The following is a 23154-nucleotide window of genomic DNA, read 5'->3' as shown; positions in this document are numbered from 1 at the left end:
CAAAGTTGTTTGCTTTGATTTAGGCCACTCACGTTTTAAGGAATCGGTAAGCCAGTTATGCCACATGCTAATTTTTCCCTTTCGCAGTTAGAGCAAACGCAAGATTTTATTCGCCGCCATATTGGCCCAAGTGAAGCTGAAATGGCTGACATGTTGGAATGTGTTGGTGCCGACTCGTTGAACGATTTAATGCAGCAAACCGTACCTGAAGGTATTCGTTTGGCAGAAAGCCTAAACGTGGGTGAAAGCCAAACTGAGGCACAAGCCTTGGCCTACTTGAAAACCGTGGCCAGCAAGAACCAAGTAAACCGTTCTTACATTGGTATGGGTTACAGCGATACCCTAACCCCGAACGTTATTTTACGTAACGTGCTAGAAAACCCAGGTTGGTACACAGCGTACACGCCCTATCAGCCGGAAATCGCCCAAGGGCGTTTGCAAGCGCTGCTTAACTTTCAGCAAGTGACCATTGATTTAACTGGAATGGAGCTTGCCTCTGCTTCATTGCTAGATGAAGCTACCGCTGCAGCTGAGGCCATGGGCCTTGCTAAACGCGTATCGAAAAACAAAAAATCAAATCTGTTCTTTGTGGCCGACGATGTACACCCGCAAACCTTTGATGTGATTCAAACCCGTGCGGATATGTTCGGTTTTGACGTCGTTGTGGGCAAAGCGGCAGATGCAGCCAGGCATGATGTATTCGGTGCCTTATTACAATACCCAGGCACCACAGGGGCAGTAAATGACCTAACCGACATCATCGCTCAAGTACAGGCAAACAAAGGCATAGTCGCGGTATCGGCTGATATCATGAGTTTGGTGCTACTTAAAGCGCCAAGTGAAATGGGTGCAGACGTGGTGCTGGGCTCTGCTCAACGTTTTGGTGTACCTATGGGATACGGTGGGCCACACGCTGCGTTTTTCGCCACGCGAGATGCCTACAAGCGCTCTTTACCTGGGCGTATTATTGGTGTGTCAAAAGACACGCGTGGTCGCCCAGCCTTGCGGATGGCACTGCAAACGCGTGAGCAACATATCCGCCGTGAAAAGGCCAACTCAAACATTTGTACTGCTCAGGTGTTACTGGCCAACATGGCATCGTTCTACGCTGTGTACCACGGCCCAGATGGTTTAAAAACCATTGCGTCACGTATTCACCGCTTTGCAGACATTCTTGCTGCCGGTATTACTCAACATGCCGACAAAGGCGTGAGCTTAGCCAACAGCACGTGGTTCGACACCATTACCGTGAATGTTGGCGACAAAAAAGACGCGATAGTCGCTGCAGCTCATGCCGCGCAAATGAATTTACGTAGTGATTTATACGGCGCTGTGGGTATCAGCCTTGATGAAACCACCACCCGGGATGACCTACAAAACCTGTTCAACGTGTTGTTAGGCGACGATCACGGCTTAGACATTAACCAACTTGATCAGCAAATTGTGGCGAAAGGCAGTCAGTCCCTTCCGGCTGATTTAGTGCGCACCAGCGACATTTTGACCCACGAAGTGTTCAACAGCTATCAGTCAGAAACTGAAATGCTGCGTTACATCAAATCATTAGAAGACAAAGACTTAGCGCTTAATCACTCGATGATAAGCTTAGGTTCGTGCACCATGAAACTGAACGCCACCGCTGAAATGATCCCAGTAACGTGGCCTGAGTTTGGTAAATTGCACCCGTTCGCGCCTATCGAACAAGCACAAGGCTACAGCCAAATGCTCAGCGAATTAAGCGAATGGTTGCTAGATATCACAGGTTACGATGCGCTTTCAATGCAGCCCAACTCAGGTGCACAGGGCGAATACGCTGGTCTTATCGCTATTCAGCGTTACCACGAAAGCCGCAACGAAGGGCATCGTAATATTTGCCTCATCCCAAGCTCTGCTCACGGTACTAACCCTGCGTCAGCGCAAATGGTTAGCTTGAAAGTGGTGGTGGTAAATTGTGATAAAAATGGCAACGTCGACTTAGCCGATTTACGCAAAAAAGCCGAAGAAGTAGCAGACAACCTGTCTTGCGCCATGATCACCTACCCATCTACCCACGGTGTGTACGAAGAAACCATCAAAGAAATGTGCGACATAGTGCACGAGTTTGGTGGTCAGGTGTATCTTGATGGTGCCAACATGAACGCACAGGTAGGCATTACTTCACCTGGCTACATTGGCTCTGATGTATCGCACTTGAACTTGCACAAAACCTTCTGCATTCCACACGGTGGCGGCGGCCCAGGTATGGGGCCAATCGGGGTTAAATCCCATTTAGCGCCGTTCTTGCCAAACCATAAAGTGATCGACACCGGCAACACCAGTGCCGGCAATGGCGCGGTATCCGCAGCGCCTTGGGGCAGTGCATCTATTTTGCCCATCAGCTACATGTACATCAAAATGATGGGCAGTGCAGGGCTTAAAAAAGCCACTGAAGTGGCGATTTTAAACGCCAACTACATCGCCAATAAGCTAGACGGCCACTACAACGTCTTGTATCGCGGGCGAAATGGCCGCGTAGCACACGAATGTATTATCGACTTACGCCCTATCAAAGAAGCATCAGGCGTCACCGAAGTCGACATCGCCAAGCGCCTAAACGATTACGGCTTCCACGCACCGACCATGAGCTTCCCAGTAGCGGGTACGCTGATGATCGAGCCAACGGAATCAGAAGCCAAAGTCGAGCTAGACCGCTTCATCGAAGCCATGGTATGCATTCGTGCAGAAGCGGCAAAAGTAGAGTCAGGTGAGTGGAGCGCAACTGACAACCCACTGCACAACGCACCTCACACCCTAGATGATATCTGCGACGCCAACTGGGATCGCAGCTACGATCGCCACACAGCGGCCTACCCAGTCGCCAGCGTAGCGAAAAACAAATTCTGGCCTTCGGTTAACCGCATCGATGATGTGTTCGGGGACCGTAATTTGATCTGCTCTTGCCCAAGTATTGAGACGTACATGGAAGAGTAGGATTTGGAATTTTGCTCATAAAAAGCGAATCGTTTGGTTCGCTTTTTTATATCTATTGATTTTATAAGCACTGCTAGACAGCTGCTTTCACGCCTTATTTCAAATATTTTCTAGTTCGGTCGCATAGCGGATTCGGCATATTTTTCGCCTACGGCACTTCCTAAGAAAAATGATGCTCTGTAGATTCGATGCAGTTGCTGAAATTATAGGTTTTTATTATGAGTGTCTTTGTAAGTATCATGAGAAGCTATATATAATAAGCTTTTTCGCTTAATAACTTAGTACTCGATACAAGGATGTATACGTTGAATCTTATTACCTTAACAAACTTTAAAAAATTTGAAGAAATTGAAGTCGATCTAAAAGAAGAAGGTGTAACTCTAGTATCTGGAGTCAACAACTCTGGAAAAACTAGTTTATTACATGCTTTAGCTGTGTGGGAGTATGCAAAGATTCTTCTAATTAATTATCGCGGTACTCAGTCACTTCTTCAAGATTACAATGTAGAAGGTAAAGGTCTTGGAATCGCTCCAGAATCCTTTTCTCCTATTAGCATCCCTTCTTTAAAATATCTTTGGAAAGACCAGAAAGCAAATGGGGCTTATCGACTTAAAATAAAAGTTGGTTGGAAGAATAGTGACGGTAACTCACTTTTTCTTGAGTTGGCATACACGCTAAACGGCAACAACTTCGCTATAAAAATGTCCGATTCGAACCTCTCTGGCTTCGATAAAATCCCAACTATCGCATACCTCCCTCCTTTTGGGGGAATGAGTGAAAGTGAAAGTTGGCTTTCAGTAGCAGATAGGAGGAAGCTTATTGGCAAAGGTCAAGCAGGCGCTGTAATTCGGAACTTGCTGCTTGATTTGCATAAAGATCACGAAGCCGTTATCGACAAAAAGAGAAAGGAGCTTTATCCGAAAAAAAAGAGGCTAACAAAAGCAGATCAAGAAGTTCTTTGGAAAGTAGATACAGAATGGCGACAGTTAAAAAAAATATTATCTGAAGTTTTTCACGTGCAACTTTATGTACATGATTTTGACAGCCAGTTTCATAACTTTGTAACTGTTGACGTAATAGATTTGATTAAAAATCCAAATACTTTAGAAAAGGAAAAACAAGCTACTAGTAAGCGAGACTTGATGGTTGAGGGAAGTGGCTTTCTTCAATGGTTAAGTGTCTTTGCGCTAGCTTTAGATAAAAACAATGACATTCTTTTGCTAGATGAACCCGACGCTCATTTACATTCCTCTCTTCAAGCACTTTTAATAGAAAAGTTAGAGAAGATTTGTGAGCAAAATAACAAACAAATTCTTATGGTAAGCCATAGTTCTGACTTGATTAAAATCATGAATTATCAAAAAGTGCTACATGTAGATGACTCAAGGGCCTGTTATCTAAAAAACAATGAGCAAAAAGTTTTGGTCCTAGAAGGGCTTGGTAGCAAGTATTTTCCACTACTTGATTCTATTGTAGAGTATAAAAGAATACTGCTAGTTGAAAATCATAGCGATGCTCGTATTCTTCAATCGGTATGCCGAAGTTTAGGAAATAATTGGCCACAAAACTTGGTAGTGTGGGTTACTAATAAAAAACATAAAGAAAGAAAAACATTAATCATAGAACTAAATCAAAAAATACTTCATGAAACTGGTCAGCCTATTTGCGCTTATAGCCTTCGTGACTTGGATGATCAGAATTACTCGACTACCTCTGCGCAATTGCATGAAAATGGAAATAATGCTCAATATGATGACTCTAAAAAGCATATTATTATGAGATATAGAACTCTGAGAAGAAGAGAAATCGAGAACTACCTTGTTATACCGGAGGCTATAAGTCGCTACATTACCAGTAAATGTAAAAATCCAGAAATAACCAAAGATGTTGACGACGTAAATCAATACCTTATAGAAAAGCACGGTTTGGTTGTACCAGAAAATTATAAAAACTCAGATAGAGAAGGAAATACGCAGGCTCTCTTTAGTAATGATGTTAAGCCTGTTTTCGAGCAGATTAAGCGCCACTTTAAAGTGAAGTTCGACAAAGAGGAGTATATTCAGACTATTGCTGAAGATGAGGTCTGTGATGATCTTAGGACAATAGTCGGTGAGATAATCACTATGTGTGAAGAATAGACTTCAAACAGTAGGAGTTACAGAGAAAGTTACAGAGAAGTTGCAGAGACATCCATCTTTAAAATAACCTACTATTTTTTCCTACTTCAAGGTGGAACTCCCTACAAGAAAAGTTGATGCACTTTAAGTCAGACCGATTAATGATTTTCAATGGAGTATTGAGCGTTGAGGAAGGAAACGGCGTTTAAGGTCAGTTTTTAGACAAGCGTCAACGCTACAAGATATGCATGATTGTACTGTTCGAAATTGATTTAGGCGCGCTTTAACAGCTCCTTCGCTTTCGTCATTCCTCGCAGCCGTTGATGATGGGTGTGGCGCTTGAACGCATTCATCATTTGCTTCGCACCTGAGGCGTAGCATAAGTGTTTTTCAAACTTAGTGGCTAATGTTGAACATTGAGCAGAATCTAATCCTAATCTTTGTAGAATAGGGCTGTGAATGTTATCTATATGACCCGCCTTATCATCACGAATGCATCAGCCTGTCGTGTCTACTAATTCACAATAGTCTTTGAGTGAATACGCAATACCTCGAGGCATATTTTTACGAGGATTCCCCAAAAAGGGCATTAAAACGCTGGTTGTGACCGTTGCTTTTTAATGGTGTGAATCCGTTTCTTGATACTAGTGTGCTTTGATGTTTCAGGGATTATTATCATAGGTGATTTTTATATTTATCATGGGCTTGAGTGGCCTTAACTTAGAAAGTAAAAACTTCAGACACCCATTTCCTATGTAATCAGCCCTAAGAAAATTTGACTATTTTTTAATCTATACGTTTAATAAACACGAGGATTGTGTTCAATTTAAAAAGGAGTTTTAAATGTCTAGCCAAGCTTTCTATCGACCGAAAATCCCACAGAACGGTCACTTCACTAACAAGTTGCCAGTTATAAACTCGCTTATCAATGTATAACCTCAATGTCTACTTGGCCAATAGTTACCAAAGGAATATATGTTCATGCCTGCTATTCGTTGTTTTATTGAATACTTCAGGGTGCGCGGTAAGTTTCGTAAATGACGAAGGAAAAAAGCGCGTTATTGGATTTGTAGATTTAACCCTTGATATCGATGAGGGCGACGAAGACACCGGAGGCCAATTGGCTGAATTATCGAACGTTGGAATTCTTTTCAGTACTAACCCTATAAGCACTGGTATTGGTCTAGGCTACACAAAAGAAACAACGATAAAGATAAAAAACGACGTCTTGATCTTAATGGACAATATAAAGGAAAGTCAAAATGAGATTCCTGAGAATCAATAAGCTTACAGCAATTCTAATTTTGTTAGGGACGGTAGTAGCATGTACATCAACAGAAGAAGTTGTCTTTATAACTAAAACATCACTCAGTATTGCGGAAATAGAAACAACGCCAGCAGAGGTTAATGTCGGCTATAGCAGAGTTGAGGGGTATTTAGCACCAGCCTATGAGAATGGTGCGCTACCTCCTGTAGTTTCATCAATTAGAACTGATGGAGGTTTATTCTCTCCGCAAGTCCAACAGCTCTATGCCACAGGAGTTGCGGCAAACTTAGTTACATCTCGTGCTACAAATTACAACTACACCACCGATGAATCTGAAGAACTAAAAGGTGAAAAAGAGGGGATGTTTTTTGGAACTAGCACTAACCTCGGCTTTAAAATAGGGATAACACAAGATAATCCATCAATAAATATCGGATATAAACGTATAGAAGCATCCTACATTCCTTTAGGTTCGAGTGGCGATGGAGATGAGGAAGTTGACGTTTACCCCTCAGTGATTGCCAGTATAGATACTACTATTCCAGCAGGAACTGCAATAGACCCTAACCCCGCGGGCCTCAAAGTTGGTCAATATTTTGCTACTGGCACCGCGGCCAAAATTATGGCAACAAAAGGCTTTATTCAAAGTGGATTTGAGGATAAAGCTCAAAACTCGATTGCAAAATATCGGGAAGAGTTAGCAAGACAAAATCAATCAGCGCTACACACATTAAAATGTGCATCTTTTCTCGCCGATGAAAAATGGCCGCAAGTCATAGAAGCTGCCTCTGCTGCAAATCTTTTGAATGGTTTGGAAAGCGAAATAAACGAAAAGTGGCAGACCTATGAATCGGATAAAACATCAGCCAACAGGCAAGAGGCATTAAAGCTGTATTTCGCAGGCATAGCTAACGTTGATGGTAGTAAAAACACCTATTCAGCTGTGCTTGAAGCACATCGCTCTTTAGTTTGTGGCCTCACTTAAGGAAGATAAAATGGAGTATACAAAAGACATACCCTGTGAAAGGTGTGAAGAGGAGAAACGCGAACTCGAAGAAGTAGGAATTTGGGAGGTTCTTGGTTGTGAGTCGATACCTGATAAAGTAGGCTGGTGCCGAATTCGTTACCAGCGAGCAAACTAACAACTTGCTAACTGAAATTGACATCCATAATTAAAATTTCGTAATAATTCACTCCTCTTAGAGGTGGAGTTTCCTACAAGAAGGGTTGATATACTCTAAGTCAGAGCGATTGAGGATTTTTACTGAAGACTATTGAGACAGGCATAATTGGCCGGTTAAAAACGTATTTCTGGGCTAGTACACTGAGCAAAGAAACATGCCTGTCTTGGTTAGATGCATCTTGTAAGTGCCTGTACCTTAAAGGCTAAGGGTTTCATCGCGTTATTTTGACTGGCGTTTGTCGATTACATATTGAACCGCCATTCTAGCAAGACCAGCACCAATGCCTGACACTACTGCCCACGTTACAGCCTCTTTAAGGTCAGTGTTTTCACTTTCCTTGTCTTTCGGGGTGGGTTCGTTAGTCACCTTTTCCCACGATTTTTGTAGTGTTTTTCTTGCTAGAATCCCTGCCGATGCGGCGGCAAGTCCAATACCTACGTTCGTGATAAATTGTTTGTTGCTCATAATGTACCCCTTCAGATTGTGAGTTAATATTTCAGTGCAAACCATAGACCTACTTTGTCAATTTCTGACGTTATTGTTCGAGTTGCAGTTGTAATACAGCTTGTAGGCTGATTACAACGAAAAAGAAAAATGTGTTTTTGCGTCATCACAATCGCTTTAGCAAAAATTCGCTAACTATCTTACGGGTAATATTGTAAATATTTCTCAAGTAAAGGACTCTCTTCTTTTGATCAACTGACAGAGACACCCATAGTTAAAACGACTTATTAAATCTCACCTACTTCAAGGTGGAGTTTCCTACAAGAAGAGTTGAGGACTTTAAGTCAGGTCAATTGAGGATTTTTACTGGAATACTGTGCTTTGAGGAAAAAATGGCGTTTAAGGTCAGCCTTTAGGTAAGAAGCTAGGCTACAAGATGTGTAGGGAATGTGTTCGTTATGAGACATAAATCGAGTGTCGTTTAGGCTTAAAATTGACCATCCTTATTATGGCGTCTTTATATCACCTCTCTTTATATCACGTCATTATATCGCCCGAAATCCAACGCTATCGAAGAACTCAAATTGTTATACATATCATCGAACTTAGCGTTTATTCCCATCTGTTATCATCTTGCGAGCTCTTGCATCTGAATTTCGAATCATATCGTCAATTAGTGCTGTTTCAGGCATATTCTTCCAGTACTTTTTGGGCATTGAGCTTAGCATCGCGCTCTTTTTGATACGGGCGGGGTTAAATATATTAGTGTAATAAGTGAGCCAATATTTTTCGATACGGTCTTCATCAGGACACACACTCGGGTCGGGATTATCTTCTAACACTAACTTTTCAGTGTCCCAATGAGCAGCCCGATAAGGCGTCAGTATCGACCAGCGCATATTTTTAAAGCGAGTTTGGAAGAAGTCGAGTTTAACCTCTAAGCTGAAATGCTCGGGTTCATACCAAGCGATAAAATGCTCTTGTCCGTCAAGCGCAACTTCTCTAAATCTTAAAAAAGCACTCATTTTGTACGCATCACGTTTTACCGCTTTGGCTAAGGTAACAAGCTGCATTATATCTTCGTCAGTTTTTAGCTGAATAAGGTTTTTGTTCTCGAAAATAACGCGCCATAAAACCCGATAACACAGTGCAAAGCGGCTTGCATCTCGATGACACAGCGCATATTTAAAAAGCATTAGTATTGACTTGGGAATAGTGTGTTTCATCTGCCCTTTAGGGGCCGCAATACTCTCTTCAGGATGCCCAAACAAGTCGTCCTGTATTGACTCTGACGTTTGCCAAATAATGTTTTCAGGGGAGATAGCTTGCGCTAAACATTCTCTTGATGCTTTGCGCCACTCGTTATAGCCGGGCACGGAAGTGATGGTAATTGTTTTCATGTTGAGGCTACTTTATTTAGGCGCCGAAGAGCTCAAACTGTTTCGGCTGTTTGAACTGCAGCTCAAAATTATTGCTATCGAGTAAGTGAATTGCAGGTGAGTAATCATTCACAGTAATAAAAGGTTTTAGCTTTTGTAATGGCAGACGCATTTTAGTGAGATCCATCCAGTTAAGTTTTGTATAACGGCGGATCGCTACAATTTTTTGTACGGTGCGCGCACCAAGACCAGGTACTCGTAACAACATTAGTTTGTCGGCTTTATTCAAATCAATTGGGAATACATGACGATTGCGCAATGCCCACGCGAGTTTAGGGTCATGGTCCATATCAAGCATGTCATCGTGCAAGATTTCATCAAGATTAAAGCCATAAAAACGCAATAGCCAATCAGCCTGATAAAGACGGTGCTCGCGGATCAAAGGCGCTGGCTTGAGCGGTAAAACCTCAGACGCATCTGGTATTGGCGAGAAGGCAGAGTAATAAACGCGGCGTAGCTTCTGTTGGCTATAAAGTTTAACACTCGTTCCCAAAATGACTTTATCGTTTGAGCCATCGGCCCCTATGATCATTTGAGTAGACTGTCCGCCAGGGGCAAAGCGAGGAGGACGTTTACCGGTATGCGTTTTGTCTACTTTATGCTCGGCTATTTTGTCTTTTAGAGTATTCATCGAACTATGGATAGCGCCGAGATCTTTTTCTGGCGCGTATTTATTTAATGAAGGCTGGGTCGGCATTTCTACATTAATGCTTAGCCTGTCGGCATATAAACCCGCTTCAGCCTGTAGTTCCGGCGAGGCATTGGGAATTGTTTTAAGGTGTATATACCCCTTGAACCCGTGATCGATACGTAACGACTTTGCAATACGTACCATGCTTTCCATTGTAAGGTCTGGGGAACCGACGATACCTGAGCTAAGAAACAAGCCTTCGATGTAGTTGCGCTTATAAAAATTCAGTGTCAAATCTACCGTTTCTTTCACAGTGAAACGAGCACGTTGAACACTGCTTGATACTCTATTGATACAATAGTGACAATCGTAAATACAGTAGTTCGTCATTAGTATCTTTAGTAAAGAGACACAGCGCCCATCAGGGGTAAAACTGTGGCATATTCCTGTACCGCCAGTAAGCGAACCAATGCCCGTTTTATCAGTTTTCCCAGCCTTGCGTTTACCAGCCGTACCGCTTGCACATGATGCATCGTACTTAGCTGCATCTGAGAGGATTTCGAGTTTTTGAATCAGTTTGTCATGCATCGCAGATTATTACTTTCTCTTAGCAAATACACAAAAGCGGTCGATTCTGTCAGAAATGATGAAACAACACGTGTGTATCAGTTATTTAGTTTTCAAATTATCTTAGTGTTTATATCATGTATAAATATACAGTACAATTTGCATTCTAAATTAAAAGGATTATTAATAAAAAGGGGCATAATGCTTTTTAATAGGCGAGACGGTTGCCGCAAAAAGTACTCAGACCCTATCACTGCTTACCCCATCACAGCCCTTAACCTAAAGGGCCTGTTATACACATTCTTTTTCAACACCTTTGCAACCGAACTCACTTTCAACAAAGTTACAAATACATCCGTATTTAAAATCTCGTAATAGCTCAGACCGACTTCAAGGTGGATATTCCAACAACAAGAATTTAAGTACTTTAAATCAGGCTGATTGGGGGTTTTGACAGGAATATTGAGCGCTGAGAAGGCAGGGGCGCGCTAAGTCAGTTGTTAGGCAAGCGCCTAGGTTTAGGTAGTTATGAAATGTGTTTGTTAGGGGAGCTTCAAGCGCATTTTAATAGCGACGTTATCCCTTTTTGGCTATCGCTCTGCTAGTTTCAAAGATAGGGTAGGGCGCAGTGTCACCTATCGAGTTTACAGTGTTTCTTTTAGGCTCGTGTTTATAGCGTTGATTGGATACGTTTTATATTGGTGTTGCTTACGCCGTGTCGTTTTGAAAGCGTTAGCTAGGTCGCTTGAATTTTCTCTCGTGCTTTGAGCAGGTTTTCTCTTAGTTTTATCTGGGAGTCAAAATGGCATTCCAGTGTAATACATGGGGGCGGCACGATATGCCTTTATCAAGTCGTATTGGGCAGGGCTGATGACAGCCCTATTCAAGATTTGTTAGTCGTTTTAACAGGTGAGTTAATAAAAAGCAGAAAAAACAACAGACGCGCTAGACATCATCATTCACTAACCTTCAAGCGCATTCATGCCAATAGTTGCCTGAAACGTGAACGTCGTTCTGCTGTCGTCTGAGCAAACGGATAATGTACCGTCATGAGCAGAGGTGATTTGGGAAGCAATGAACAAACCCAAACCTAGGCCGCCGGTTTGCTTGTTGCTTTCATTGCGCCAAAAAGGTTGAAACAGTTTATCAATCACCTCTGGTTTTATTGGCTCGCCGCCATTACTCACGCTCAGTGAGAATAGTCCGCTCTCTATCTGTGATGTCACCTCAATAGCTTGCTGTGGATCGCCATGCACAATGGCGTTGATTAACAGGTTAGATAGCAACTGGGCGATTCGCTCAGGGTCGCAGTTAACCGAGCCCTTAATATCAATGTGAGTCTGTATTTCACGCTGGGGGTGCAGCCCAGAGAGCTCATCAACGGTATGGGTAAGAATATCTTCTAGGTTGTTCACCGTCTTAACGTTTAACTGCATGCCGTTACCCATTTTACCTCGGGTTAGGTCCATCACATCGCTAATCAAGCGTTTCATTCTTGTTGCGCTGCTGTCCATGCGTGCGAGTATTTTTTGAGAGGTGGCGTCCGTTACTTGATCTTTTAAAAAACTGACCCCCATAGTCAAAGCAGATAATGGCGTTCTTAAGTCGTGCCCTAGAATGGCAATGTACTGCTCTTGAAGTTTGGCCGCTGCTTTCTCGTTGAATAACTCGGATTGGGCAGTGATAAGCTGTTCGTCAACTTCAATCTGGCGAGAAATCAACTCAGCGAATGACTTAATTTGTTGTTGAATCTCAACCGTTTTCAACTTTATCGGTAGGGGATCTAAACCGCACAGCGTGCCGAAAAAATCACCGTCTTTATTGTAAATGGGAAACGAAAAGTAGCTTTCAAACCCATACATGATTGGAATTTCGCTTTTGCTGTAGTGATCATCTTTTAAAGCATGTTCAATAACAATCGGCTGAGTTGACCTTTTTACCTGAATGCAAAAGGTGGTTGATATATCAAGCTCGTCACCAGGAAGAAGGTTGAAGTTAACTTGATCGAATACCGCGCAGGTCGTCCACTTCTCATCTGTAACCCGTGCAATACAAATGAAGCGCAATCCGGTGGCATCTGACAGCATCTTCATTATATGCGGCACAGCTTCTATAGACTGGATAGTCTGAATGTCTTTTTCAATTAACGCGTTCATTACGTACTCTTTGCTTTTCGCTCTTTTGGCTTATGACTGTTTACGACCTGTATATATTGTCATTCTATGGTCGATAAATCACTGAAGATTTTTAGTCATAAATGTCGGCGGTTTAACCGCTCTGCCACTTCGGCGGGATATTTAGTAAAACCAAATGACTTCTTAAATGACATTAAACCGTTTACTTCATCTCAAGTCTCTCTTTGAGAGAAAAAATTGTTGATATTGTCAGTTAGCGTTTATATGTATGGCCACTTTACCAAGTCTGTTCGCAAGTTCATTTTTCAAGGTATTTGACACAAGTTTCGCAAACATATTGCATTAAGACATTACTTAAATTTCATGGGGCAGGTCAGGGTTTTAGGTGGCGGCACTCGGTATATTGGCTCTGGGTGAAGCAGTGTTACTTATACATTTATTTTCAGGCAAAGCCCAACGCTTAGTACTAAAAGGTAACGTTTTATCAAAAACGGTCTCAATTTATGCTCGCTGCTTATCCCCTTATCCCCTTATCCCCTTAATCCCCTTCCATCCTTCCATCCTTCCAATCTAATCATTCATCCTGTGTTTTTATAATGATTTACAAGCGCTCAATAAAACAACAATGAATATTGATCTGGATCAAGATGAGGATCAATAAAATCGAGTTTAATTTTATGAGCTGATAGGCGATGTCGTGTTAGCAAGCTTATCAGCCAACCCCATTCAAATTTTTGATAGGAGATTGATGATGAGTAATATCAACTTAACGAATCGTTCTACTGACAAAAAACCTTCCGGCCAGTTTCCTCATTTGTTTGGCCAACATTTTCTGGATGATTTTGTGCAAAACTTCAGTTCGCATTTTCCGTTCGTACGAGAGACACCAGCAAAGGGCGAAAGCAAACTAGATTTTGTGGATCCAAAGGTTGATATCACTGAGAACAAAAAAGCGTATACCTTAACCGCCGAGTTGCCCGGCCTTGATAATGACGACATTACCTTAGATTTATCCGACGGCATCTTGACTTTAAGCGGTCAGAAGAATTACGAAAATGAAGCTGACAAGGACGACAACATTCACATTATGGAGCGCAGCTACGGTAGCTTTCAACGCAGTTTCAGTTTACCGGTAAGCGTTGACCAAGATGCAATAAAAGCCGAGTTCAAAAAAGGCTTGCTCAAGGTGACTTTACCGAAATCGGTAAAAGCTCAAGAGCTGCAACGAAAAATCGAAATTTCTGGTTAAGGTTCGCTAAGTGACTCATTTACTAAGCGTTAGCGCTTAACGAACAGTACAACACTTGGTCAGGGACGACCTTTATCGGAGCTTGTTATGAATGTGGAAGCAGATATGCAAACGGTAGTAAAAGACACCTTGGTATTAGTGCTTGCTGGCGGTCAGGGTTCGCGCCTTGATGGGCTAACGGAGATGCGTGCTAAACCCGTATTAGAGTTTGGCAGTCATTGTCGAATTATTGATTTTCCTCTGTCTAATTGTGTGAACTCAGGGTTGAATCAAATTGCCGTGCTGACACAATATAAATCGCAATGCTTAATACGTCACTTGATGAACCATTGGGGACGCTTGAACAGCAATGTCGGCGGTTGTTTTGATGTGCTGCCTGCTTCCCAGCAAAATGACCAGAGTTGGTATCAAGGTACTGCAGATGCTTGCTTTCAAAATATCGCCTACATCAAGGGGAAAGCGCCTAAGTATGTGATGATCCTCTCGGGTGATCACGTTTATCAAATGGACTACCGTAAACTGTTAGCTACCCATGTGAATAACAACGCAGATATGACGGTGTCTTGCATCGAAGTGCCCACTAAAAATGCTGCCAAACAACTCGGGGTACTCAGTGCTGCGCGTGATGGCCGCATTACGGCATTTGCTGAGAAACCTGATACACCTCACGCGTTAATTGATGCACCAGATTACTGCTTAGCGTCGATGGGCAATTATGTTGTAAATGCTGATGTGTTGTATTCATTGTTAGAAAAAGACGCGAAAGTCGCTGATTCTGCACATGACTTTGGCAAGAATGTGATCCCTAGCATTATTCAGCAGCATCGCGTTTTCGCTCATCGTTTTCGCGATCCTAGCGGCGATCAAATACCTTATTGGCGAGATGTTGGCACCTTAGACAGCTATTGGCGTGCCCACTTAGATTTACTCAATAACCGCGACATGCTTAATTTTACCGACCCTGCCTGGCCGATATGGGGCAGTGCGTTCGCAAATTCCCCAGTGGAGATCACAAACAGCTCTGACTTGGCTAAGTGTGATATTAAGCAAGTACTCATCGGCTCGGGTTGTCGTCTAGACAGCTGCAGTGTCAAACAATCGGTATTGTCTACTAACTGCAAAATCGACCCTTGCGCTGTAATAGAAAGATGCGTGTTGCTGCCTGACGTCACAGTCGGCTTTGGCGCTAAACTAGAAAACGTGATTGTGGATAAGGGGGTAAATATACCGGCTGAGTTTGTTCTGAATGACAAAGACATAGCTCAACAACAAGGCTTTACCGTCACCCCAAAAGGGATTGTACTAGTAACGCAAAAAGTGCTGGATACCCTTATAGATAATGAACAACCCGATGTGATGCCCAAGCACATACTTAAATTGTGCGGTGACGAATGGCTAACCGCAGGTGGAAAGACGAACCAACCGCTTGCAGAAGTGCCCGAGAAGGAAACAGGTCGTCGCTCTGCGTCTTAACGCTAGATTTTATTCAGAGCATAAAAATAGAAAGAATGGGCGCGTGGTTTATTACAAGCGCTGTGGCCATAGGAAAACGGTAAAGTTAAAAAAAACTCGCTAGTTATAGGTTATAGGTTATAGGTTATAGGTTATAGCTATCGCGCGTGAAGTGGAAATACTCCAATTAAGTGACACCTAGTAGGTAATACCCCGTTAACAAGGCCTATATAAATAGGCTGTGTTAACGATACTATTTGCTAAATAAGCAGCAACAAAAACACGCGCGAACCTCATTCAAGCTATTATTTTCCTGCCTGTAACAAATAAAGCGGTTATGAATTTTACCGATTATCCACGCTTTCACACGCTTATTAGCCCCAATTAATCATTAAGTGTATGATTTTATTAAGTAACAACTAAATCTTCCGTTATTTCTTTAGATCTAATCTGTGGATAAAAAATATCAAAACAAGACGTCTAGACGGTTGACATATAGACGTCTATACGGCAAATTGAGCTCCATGAACGTAGATTCGAAAATAATAACAAGCACCACCGGCATGATTATGATTATTACCTCTTTGAGGTGATCGCTGGCTTGTGCACATAAAACAGACATAAAGCCCGCAAATATAGCGGGCTTTTTTGTTATTTAGCGCAGCAAAAAGTTAATTAATGGTTGTTTCGACGCGGTGAAAGCCCTGCGTAAACAACCACCAGAGGAGCAAAATAAATGAAGGTGTTGAAGTTTGGCGGTTCGTCATTAGCTGATGCAGAGCGTTATTTACGGGTTAAAGATATCTGTTTGGATACCCACGCAAGCAACGGCGCAGCTGTTGTGTTATCAGCCCCTAAAGGCGTAACCAATGCGCTATCTCTGTTATGTGAAGAAGCGGGTAGTGGTAAAGATTACGGCGAGTTGTTCGCTAAGCTGAACATGGTGCTTTTCGGTATTTTAGATGATTTAAAAGATACCCTACCTGAATTCGATGACAGTGAACTTGCCCCTTACATTCAACGCATTTTGAATGAGCTGAATCAACACCTTGAAGGTTTTGCGTTATTACGCTGCGCGCCTGAATCTGTGGTCGCTAAGATTTTGAGCATTGGCGAGTACATGAGCGTTAATATCTTCAGCCAGATACTGACCACCCTTGGCACCAAAAACCAAATTATCGACCCAGCTGAATTGATTTTAGCAGAAGGCGATTACCTCGATAGCATCGCCGATGTGGCCGTGAGCAAAGCACGTTTTAGTGACGTTGATAGCTCAGGCGACGTAGTGCTTATTATGCCAGGCTTTGTGGCCGTAAATGCCGAAGGTGAGAAAGTCACGCTAGGGCGCAATGGCTCTGATTATTCAGCCGCTATTCTAGCTGCGTGTATCGATGCCGAATGTTGTGAGATTTGGACCGACGTTGACGGTGTTTATAATGCCGATCCTAACCAGGTTGATGGTGCGGTATTGCTCGACAAACTGACCTATCAAGAAGCCATGGAGCTTTCTTATTTCGGGGCGAAAGTACTTCACCCGAAAACCATCGGGCCGATTGCCCAGCACCACATTCCTTGCCTTATTCGTAATACGCTTAACCCAGCGGCTCCTGGCACGCTTATCAGCAACGAAAAGAGCACCAAATGGACGAGCGTTAAAGGTATTTCGCATCTGGATGACATGACCATGTTTAATGTGGCGGGCCCAGGTATGAAAGGCATGGTTGGTATGGCCAGCCGTGTATTTGAAGTGATGTCGAATGCGAATATCTCGATCAGCCTTATTACGCAATCTTCTTCTGAGTACAGCATCAGTTTTTGTATTCACAGTAAAGATGCCACCCGCGCTCAAGACTTGTTAGAAGACTCGTTTGCATTAGAGTTAGCGAATAACTTACTCGACCCAATTGAAGTACGTCATGATTTAGCGATTGTGACCTTGGTGGGTGACGGTATGCGCCATTCACAAGGCTTGGCGGCTAAGTTCTTTAGCTCATTAGCGCAAGCGCGGGTAAACAACGTGGCGATTGCTCAGGGCTCGTCTGAGCGTTCAATTTCAACGGTAATTGAAAGCAGCAAAGCGAAAAAAGCAGTGAAAGTGGTTCACCAGAATTTCTTTTCAAATTTACACGCGATTGATGTGTTCTTAGTGGGCTGTGGTACGGTCGGCAAAGAGTTGCTCGGGCAAATTGCTCGCCAGCAAGCGGTGTTACTCGAACGTGGCATAAGCTTGAAAATTTATGGTATTGCCAACAGCCGCAAACTTTTATTAGAAGCGGGCGGAGTGGACTTAAGCGCCGATTGGACAAGCCAGCTAAATGCTAGCGAGCAGTCGCTTTCTGTTGATGCTTTGCAAAACTTTGTGATGCGCAACAGCTTGGTAAACCCGGTGGTGATTGACTGCACTAGCAGCACAGTGATTGCTGAGCTGTACGTTGAGTTAATGAATAGCGGCTTCCATGTCGTTACGCCTAACAAGAAAGCCAATACTGCGTCTTACGCATATTACCAGCAATTGCGTGAAACAGCGCAAAATACCAATCGCCAGTTCTTGTATGAAACCACAGTAGGCGCGGGTTTACCGGTAATCGATAACTTGCAAAAATTGATTTACGCCGGGGATGAACTTCAGCGCTTTGAAGGCATTTTGTCAGGTTCATTGTCATTTGTCTTTGGCAAGTTAGATGAAGGTCTAACGCTTTCTCAAGCCACTGAAATTGCTAAAAAGAACGGCTTTACTGAGCCAGACCCGCGTGATGATTTAAGCGGCACGGATGTGGCCCGTAAATTATTAATTATGGCTCGCGAGGCTGACTTAGGGCTTGAACTTGAAGACATTCAAATTGAGCCTGTGTTGCCATCGCACTTTGACGATAGCGGCAGCATCGACGAGTTCATGGCAAAGCTACCTGAATTAGATGCCCTGTACACAGATAAAGTTAACGCGGCCAAAGAAGAAGGCAAAGTACTGCGTTACGTAGGCTCTATCAGCAAAGGTAAATGCGTAGTCTCGATACAGGCGGTGGGTGAAGATCACCCTCTGTTTGTGATCAAAGAAGGCGAAAATGCGTTGGCGATCCACAGTAATTATTATCAGCCTATTCCTTACGTAATACGTGGTTATGGGGCGGGCGCTGCGGTAACAGCTGCAGGTGTTTTTGCTGATGTACTTAGAACCATGCCATGGAAGCAAGACGTGTAATGAGCGAATTAAATGACATGATGGGTAAAACGCTTCGCGCTTTTGCCCCAGCTTCAACAGGTAATGTTAGCTTAGGCTTTGATTTGCTAGGTGCTGCGTTGAAGCCCGTTGACGGCACAGTGCTTGGGGATGAAGTTGACCTTGAATTGGCTGACGAGTTTAGCCTTGCGGTAGAAGGTGCTTTTGCTCATAAATTACCAGCGGATCCTGACACCAACATAGTGACCCGTTGCTATCAACACTTTGTAAAAGTGATGAGCGAAAAGGGCGTCGAGCTGCCGCCAGTCAAAATGACCTTACATAAACATCTGCCTATTGGCAGTGGTTTAGGGTCAAGTGCGGCATCGGTTGTGGCCGCACTGCATGGTTTAAATGAATTTTACGGCCAGTTATTGGGCGAGGTGCCATTTAACCAACATGATTTGCTGCTGATTATGGGCGAATTGGAAGGTCAGATCAGTGGCAGTGTGCATTATGATAATGTCGCACCCTGTTACTTAGGTGGCTTGACCTTAATGGCAGAACAAGCCGATACGCTTGCCTTACAATTGCCAACGTTCAAACATTGGTATTGGGTGGCGTGTTATTCAGGTATTACGGTATCAACCGCAGCGGCAAGAGATATTTTGCCGAAGCAGGTGTCTATGCCAAATACGTTGAAATTTGGCCGTCAGTTGGCTGTTTTTGTGGATGCGCTTTATCGCCAAGACGAGAAGCTCGCGGTGAGTATGATGACGGATGTTATCGCAGAACCGTATCGCAAATCTTTATTGCCGCACTTTGATGAGTCACGTGAGTTTGCGATGCAAAATGGCGCTATGGCGTTTGGTATTTCAGGATCTGGGCCAACCGTATTTGCCGTGTGCGACAACCTTGAACAGGCGCAAACCATCAGTACGTGGTTGCAAGAGAATTATATCCAAAATGACACCGGCTTTAGCCATGTGTGTCAGCTTGATGAACAAGGTGCTGTGGCAAAAGACATCAGCGCCTAGCATAATATTAAAATACGCTTAGTTGAATAAGCACATAAGGTAAGAAACGTGGAACTAGTTAATTTAAAAGACCCTTCGGACAAAGTCAGCTTTGCACAAGCGGTTAAAAAAGGGTTAGGCAAAAACCAAGGGTTATATTTCCCTACTAGTTTGCCAAAATTTGATGATATCGATGCCATTCTTGATATGCCATTTGTTGAACGCTCGGTTGAAATTTTAAGCCAGCTGATTGGTGATGAAATCCCTAGAGATCGTTTACAGGGCATCGTTGAGCGCGCTTTCGCATTTGACGCGCCATTGGCAAAAGTAACAGATAATATTTACAGCCTTGAGTTATTCCACGGTCCGACACTGGCGTTTAAAGATTTCGGCGGCCGCTTTATGGCTCAATGTTTAACCGAAATTGCCGCTGGCGAAAAAATCACGATTTTGACTGCTACCTCTGGTGATACTGGCGCTGCCGTTGCTCATGCATTCCATGGTTTAGATAACATCAATGTGGTTATCTTATTCCCGAAAGGCAAAATTAGCCCACTGCAAGAGAAGCTATTCACCACCTTAGGTGACAACATTCACACTGTCTCGATTGAAGATGACTTTGATGCTTGTCAGCAAATGGTGAAAAGTGCGTTTGATGACGTTGAAGTGCGTGAAGGTTTGCACCTTAACTCTGCTAACTCCATTAACATTAGCCGTTTAGTCGCGCAGGTTTGTTACTACTTTGAAGCCGTTTCTCAGCTAAGCAAAGAGCAGCGTGATGATTTGGTTATCTCAGTGCCTAGTGGCAACTTCGGTAACTTGACCGCAGGCATGATTGCGAAAACCATGGGCTTACCTGTTAAGCACTTTGTGGCTGCTACTAACTTGAATGATACCGTGCCGCGTTATTTGAAAACCGGTGAGTGGGATCCCAAGGATACAGTAGCGACCATGTCTAACGCGATGGATGTTAGCCAACCAAATAACTGGCCGCGTATTGAAGCCATCATCGAGCAAGGTTATTTGTCACGTGAAATACTGTCAGGTGACATGGTCGACGAAGACTATACCCAAGTGGCTATGCGTCAACTTGCGCAGTTAGGCTATGTGACAGAGCCTCACGCGGCGATTGCTTACAAAGCATTGCTTCGCCATATGGATGAAGGCGATACAGGGATATTCCTTGGTACGGCGCACCCTGCTAAGTTCCGCGAAACGGTCGAAAACGTATTGGGGCAACCGATTAGTTTACCGCAACCTCTGGTTGACTGTTCTACCAAAGAAAGCTTCGCTGTGGATTTACCAAGCGATTATGACGTGTTGAAAAAGCACTTGTTTAGCCTACTAGGCTAAGCGGTTATATAAGGCTGGGTAAATGACGCAAGCCGCAACATGGCACACGCTACTCGGTGAAGAAAAGCAGAAAGCTTACTTCACCGACATGATGAACTTTATCGCGAGCGAACGAGCGAACGGTAAAGTGGTTTATCCCGGCGCTAAAGACGTATTTAATGCCTTTAGTTGCACCGAGTTTAATCAAATCAAAGTGGTTATTCTTGGGCAAGACCCTTACCACGGGCCTAATCAGGCCCATGGTTTGAGCTTTTCAGTACAAAAAGGCGTGAAAACACCCCCTTCTTTGAAAAACATGTACAAAGCACTGCAGCACGATTTTCCTGATTTTGTTGTGCCTGAGCATGGCTGTTTGCAAGCTTGGGCTGAGCAAGGTGTATTTTTGCTTAATACCGTGCTCACCGTTGAGCAAGGTAAAGCCCATTCGCATGCCAAGATTGGCTGGGAGAGATTCACCGACAAAGTGATTGCACTTATCAATGAGCATGCTCAAGACGTGGTATTTCTGTTGTGGGGCAGTCATGCCCAGAAAAAGGCAGGGCTTATTGATGCATCAAAGCACCATATTTTAACCGCTGCGCACCCATCCCCATTATCTGCTTATCGTGGCTTTTTCGAATGTGGGCATTTCGCTCAAACCAATCAAATCTTGCTCGACAGCGGACGTACGCCTATCAACTGGCAGATTTAAGCTCCACTCCATCTTCATTAACGACTGTATTTCGACCTCTTTGTTTGGCTTTATACAACGCGCTATCGGCTACGTTAAATAGCTCTGTGAAGTTCTGATTGCGTTTAAGCTGTGCGACACCAAAACTACATTCTATCGGCTGACCCGGAGCGACTTCGGCGGCGTTAACATTGCTCAAAATCCGCTGTGCTACTTGCTGAGCATCGTTAATGGTTGAATCTGGCAGTAGCGCCACGAACTCATCGCCGCCGAAACGCCCTAGTAAGTCTGTGGGGCGCAAGGACAGTTGCGCCGCCCGGCAAACCTTCTGCAAGGCCTTGTCGCCAGCACTATGGCCAAAGGTGTCATTCACTTTTTTGAAGTTATCCATGTCAAACATGATAAGTGACAACGGCACCTCGTCATTTTGGCTGCGATTTACTGCTCGTTCAGCTTGTTGCATAAAATGTTGACGCGACGCAGCTTGGGTTAGTGCATCAGTGGTGACGATAGCTTGCAGTTTTTCGTTGTGTGCCATCAATGCGGGTACAGCAATACCGAATAGGGCATTGGAAGCAACGATCACAATGGCAAATTGATAGATTAAGGCGAATTCATTTAGTCCAAAAATGTTGACGAATAGCGCGATGATAACGCAGCTGTAAGTTAAGCTGAGTAGGTTGAACAGTGCGCTTTCCGTGCATGCTATCCACATATGCGGCAGCACGAGCAGGAAAATAGCAAAGGCACTCGCTTGTTGACCTGAGTACTGATTGAGCAAAGTGGTTAATATGACGAGTAAGGTGACGACGATAATTTTATGCGGGTACTCGGAGCTGGTTGTAGTTTGATTTGGGCTTAGATATTGTTCGAGATCAAAGCGCTCATGTGAGAAATATCGACTAAGTAAAGCACCAAAAAGCGGCGCTAATACCAACACACCCACATAATCTCCGATCCAAAAGGGTAACCATGCTTGGCCTATTTCAGACGCAGTCATCATATTGCTGTATATCAAGCTGAAGATCACCAGCATAGTCGTAACAAGTGACCCTACGCCGGTGTGAATGATATACAGGATAATCAGCCCAGGTGTACTGAGTTTGTCTTGACGGGCTACCCAAGCAAATAGATATGCACTCAACCAGTAAGGTAAAATATGGGCCAAACCGAACAAAAGACCCGCTTGTATCATCTGGGGGGGATTTAGCGGGAGGGAATACTGGATGCAAGTCAGTATGGTCACTATCACTGCGCACAGCATAAGCGGTATAATTGCCCTGATACCGATAATTAATAGAGCTGCGTAGGTTAAGCCTGACACGGGAAACCACACACTTGCGTGGGCGGTGTATTCCATCAATTGTGCTAGCAGCCAAACAATTAACCATAACGCGACAAACGCGACAGCACGATACCAACGAGAAGGTAGAACGTTATCTGACGCATACTCAGGCATAAATGGTTTACCTTCGGCTTTCAGTGGAATGAATAATTCAACCTAAC

The 23154-nt window shown here is 43.6% G+C and carries 16 protein-coding genes and 1 pseudogene; 11 read left to right on the top strand and 6 right to left on the bottom strand.

The window, feature by feature from the left end; genetic code table 11:
• Positions 1-57: 57 nt before the first annotated feature.
• Both gcvP and AC0L6N_RS16315 read left to right on the top strand, forming a co-directional pair.
• Positions 58-2967, top strand: a complete 2910-nt coding sequence (gene gcvP, locus AC0L6N_RS16320) for an aminomethyl-transferring glycine dehydrogenase (RefSeq protein ID WP_473476015.1) — start codon at positions 58-60, stop codon at positions 2965-2967.
• 305 nt (positions 2968-3272) lie between these two features.
• On the top strand, positions 3273-5105 hold the full coding sequence (locus tag AC0L6N_RS16315; protein ID WP_473476014.1) for an ATP-dependent nuclease: 1833 nt from the start codon (positions 3273-3275) through the stop codon (positions 5103-5105).
• Positions 5106-5356: 251 nt separating this feature from the next.
• Here AC0L6N_RS16315 and AC0L6N_RS16310 read toward each other — a convergent pair.
• Positions 5357-5751, bottom strand: a pseudogene (locus tag AC0L6N_RS16310) (transposase); the annotation flags it as partial.
• 336 nt (positions 5752-6087) lie between these two features.
• Here AC0L6N_RS16310 and AC0L6N_RS16305 point away from each other — a divergent pair.
• The 3 genes from AC0L6N_RS16305 to AC0L6N_RS16295 are packed head-to-tail and all read left to right on the top strand — an operon-like array spanning position 6088 to position 7493.
• Entirely contained in the window at positions 6088-6369 is a 282-nt protein-coding gene (locus AC0L6N_RS16305; RefSeq protein ID WP_473476013.1) for a hypothetical protein, read from the top strand.
• Positions 6347-7336 (top strand): hypothetical protein, encoded by a 990-nt coding sequence (locus tag AC0L6N_RS16300; RefSeq protein WP_473476010.1) that lies wholly within the window; start codon positions 6347-6349, stop codon positions 7334-7336. Before AC0L6N_RS16305 ends, AC0L6N_RS16300 begins: the two co-directional genes overlap by 23 nt.
• A 10-nt stretch (positions 7337-7346) precedes the next feature.
• Positions 7347-7493 carry a hypothetical protein gene (locus AC0L6N_RS16295; RefSeq protein WP_473476008.1) on the top strand — a complete coding sequence of 49 codons (147 nt, stop codon included), beginning with the start codon at positions 7347-7349 and terminating at the stop codon, positions 7491-7493.
• 261 nt (positions 7494-7754) lie between these two features.
• Here the strand turns inward: AC0L6N_RS16295 and AC0L6N_RS16290 are convergent, their stop codons facing one another.
• The 4 genes from AC0L6N_RS16290 to AC0L6N_RS16275 all read right to left on the bottom strand — a co-directional run bounded on the left by AC0L6N_RS16290 (position 7755) and on the right by AC0L6N_RS16275 (position 12772).
• Complete coding sequence (locus tag AC0L6N_RS16290; RefSeq protein ID WP_473476006.1) at positions 7755-8000, bottom strand: DUF4235 domain-containing protein; 246 nt, start codon at positions 7998-8000, stop codon at positions 7755-7757.
• Between the two features lie 584 nt (positions 8001-8584).
• Positions 8585-9379, bottom strand: a complete 795-nt coding sequence (locus AC0L6N_RS16285; protein ID WP_473476004.1) for a TIGR03915 family putative DNA repair protein — start codon at positions 9377-9379, stop codon at positions 8585-8587.
• A 16-nt stretch (positions 9380-9395) separates the two neighbouring features.
• A complete protein-coding gene (locus tag AC0L6N_RS16280) occupies positions 9396-10637 on the bottom strand; it encodes a putative DNA modification/repair radical SAM protein (protein WP_011576311.1) in 1242 nt (413 codons plus the stop codon).
• A gap of 941 nt (positions 10638-11578) precedes the next feature.
• Entirely contained in the window at positions 11579-12772 is a 1194-nt protein-coding gene (locus AC0L6N_RS16275; RefSeq protein WP_473476001.1) for a GAF domain-containing sensor histidine kinase, read from the bottom strand.
• Positions 12773-13499: 727 nt separating this feature from the next.
• Here AC0L6N_RS16275 and AC0L6N_RS16270 point away from each other — a divergent pair.
• The 6 genes from AC0L6N_RS16270 to ung all read left to right on the top strand — a co-directional run bounded on the left by AC0L6N_RS16270 (position 13500) and on the right by ung (position 21669).
• Positions 13500-14000, top strand: a complete 501-nt coding sequence (locus AC0L6N_RS16270) for an Hsp20/alpha crystallin family protein (RefSeq protein ID WP_473475999.1) — start codon at positions 13500-13502, stop codon at positions 13998-14000.
• Between the two features lie 87 nt (positions 14001-14087).
• Positions 14088-15473 carry a glucose-1-phosphate adenylyltransferase gene (gene glgC / locus AC0L6N_RS16265; protein ID WP_473475998.1) on the top strand — a complete coding sequence of 462 codons (1386 nt, stop codon included), beginning with the start codon at positions 14088-14090 and terminating at the stop codon, positions 15471-15473.
• Positions 15474-16188: 715 nt separating this feature from the next.
• Positions 16189-18651, top strand: a complete 2463-nt coding sequence (gene thrA / locus AC0L6N_RS16260) for a bifunctional aspartate kinase/homoserine dehydrogenase I (RefSeq protein ID WP_473475996.1) — start codon at positions 16189-16191, stop codon at positions 18649-18651.
• A complete protein-coding gene (gene thrB, locus AC0L6N_RS16255) occupies positions 18651-19646 on the top strand; it encodes a homoserine kinase (RefSeq protein ID WP_473475994.1) in 996 nt (331 codons plus the stop codon). Before thrA ends, thrB begins: the two co-directional genes overlap by 1 nt.
• Before the next feature lie 48 nt (positions 19647-19694).
• On the top strand, positions 19695-20978 hold the full coding sequence (gene thrC, locus AC0L6N_RS16250; RefSeq protein WP_473475992.1) for a threonine synthase: 1284 nt from the start codon (positions 19695-19697) through the stop codon (positions 20976-20978).
• A 22-nt stretch (positions 20979-21000) separates the two neighbouring features.
• Complete coding sequence (ung, locus tag AC0L6N_RS16245; RefSeq protein ID WP_473475991.1) at positions 21001-21669, top strand: uracil-DNA glycosylase; 669 nt, start codon at positions 21001-21003, stop codon at positions 21667-21669.
• Here ung and AC0L6N_RS16240 read toward each other — a convergent pair.
• Entirely contained in the window at positions 21653-23107 is a 1455-nt protein-coding gene (locus tag AC0L6N_RS16240) for a GGDEF domain-containing protein (RefSeq protein WP_473475990.1), read from the bottom strand. The two genes, ung and AC0L6N_RS16240, sit on opposite strands and share 17 nt — an antisense overlap.
• Positions 23108-23154: the final 47 nt, after the last annotated feature.

Source organism: Paraglaciecola sp. G1-13 (genome assembly GCF_055809255.1).
This window is presented reverse-complemented; position numbering and strand designations above follow the sequence as displayed.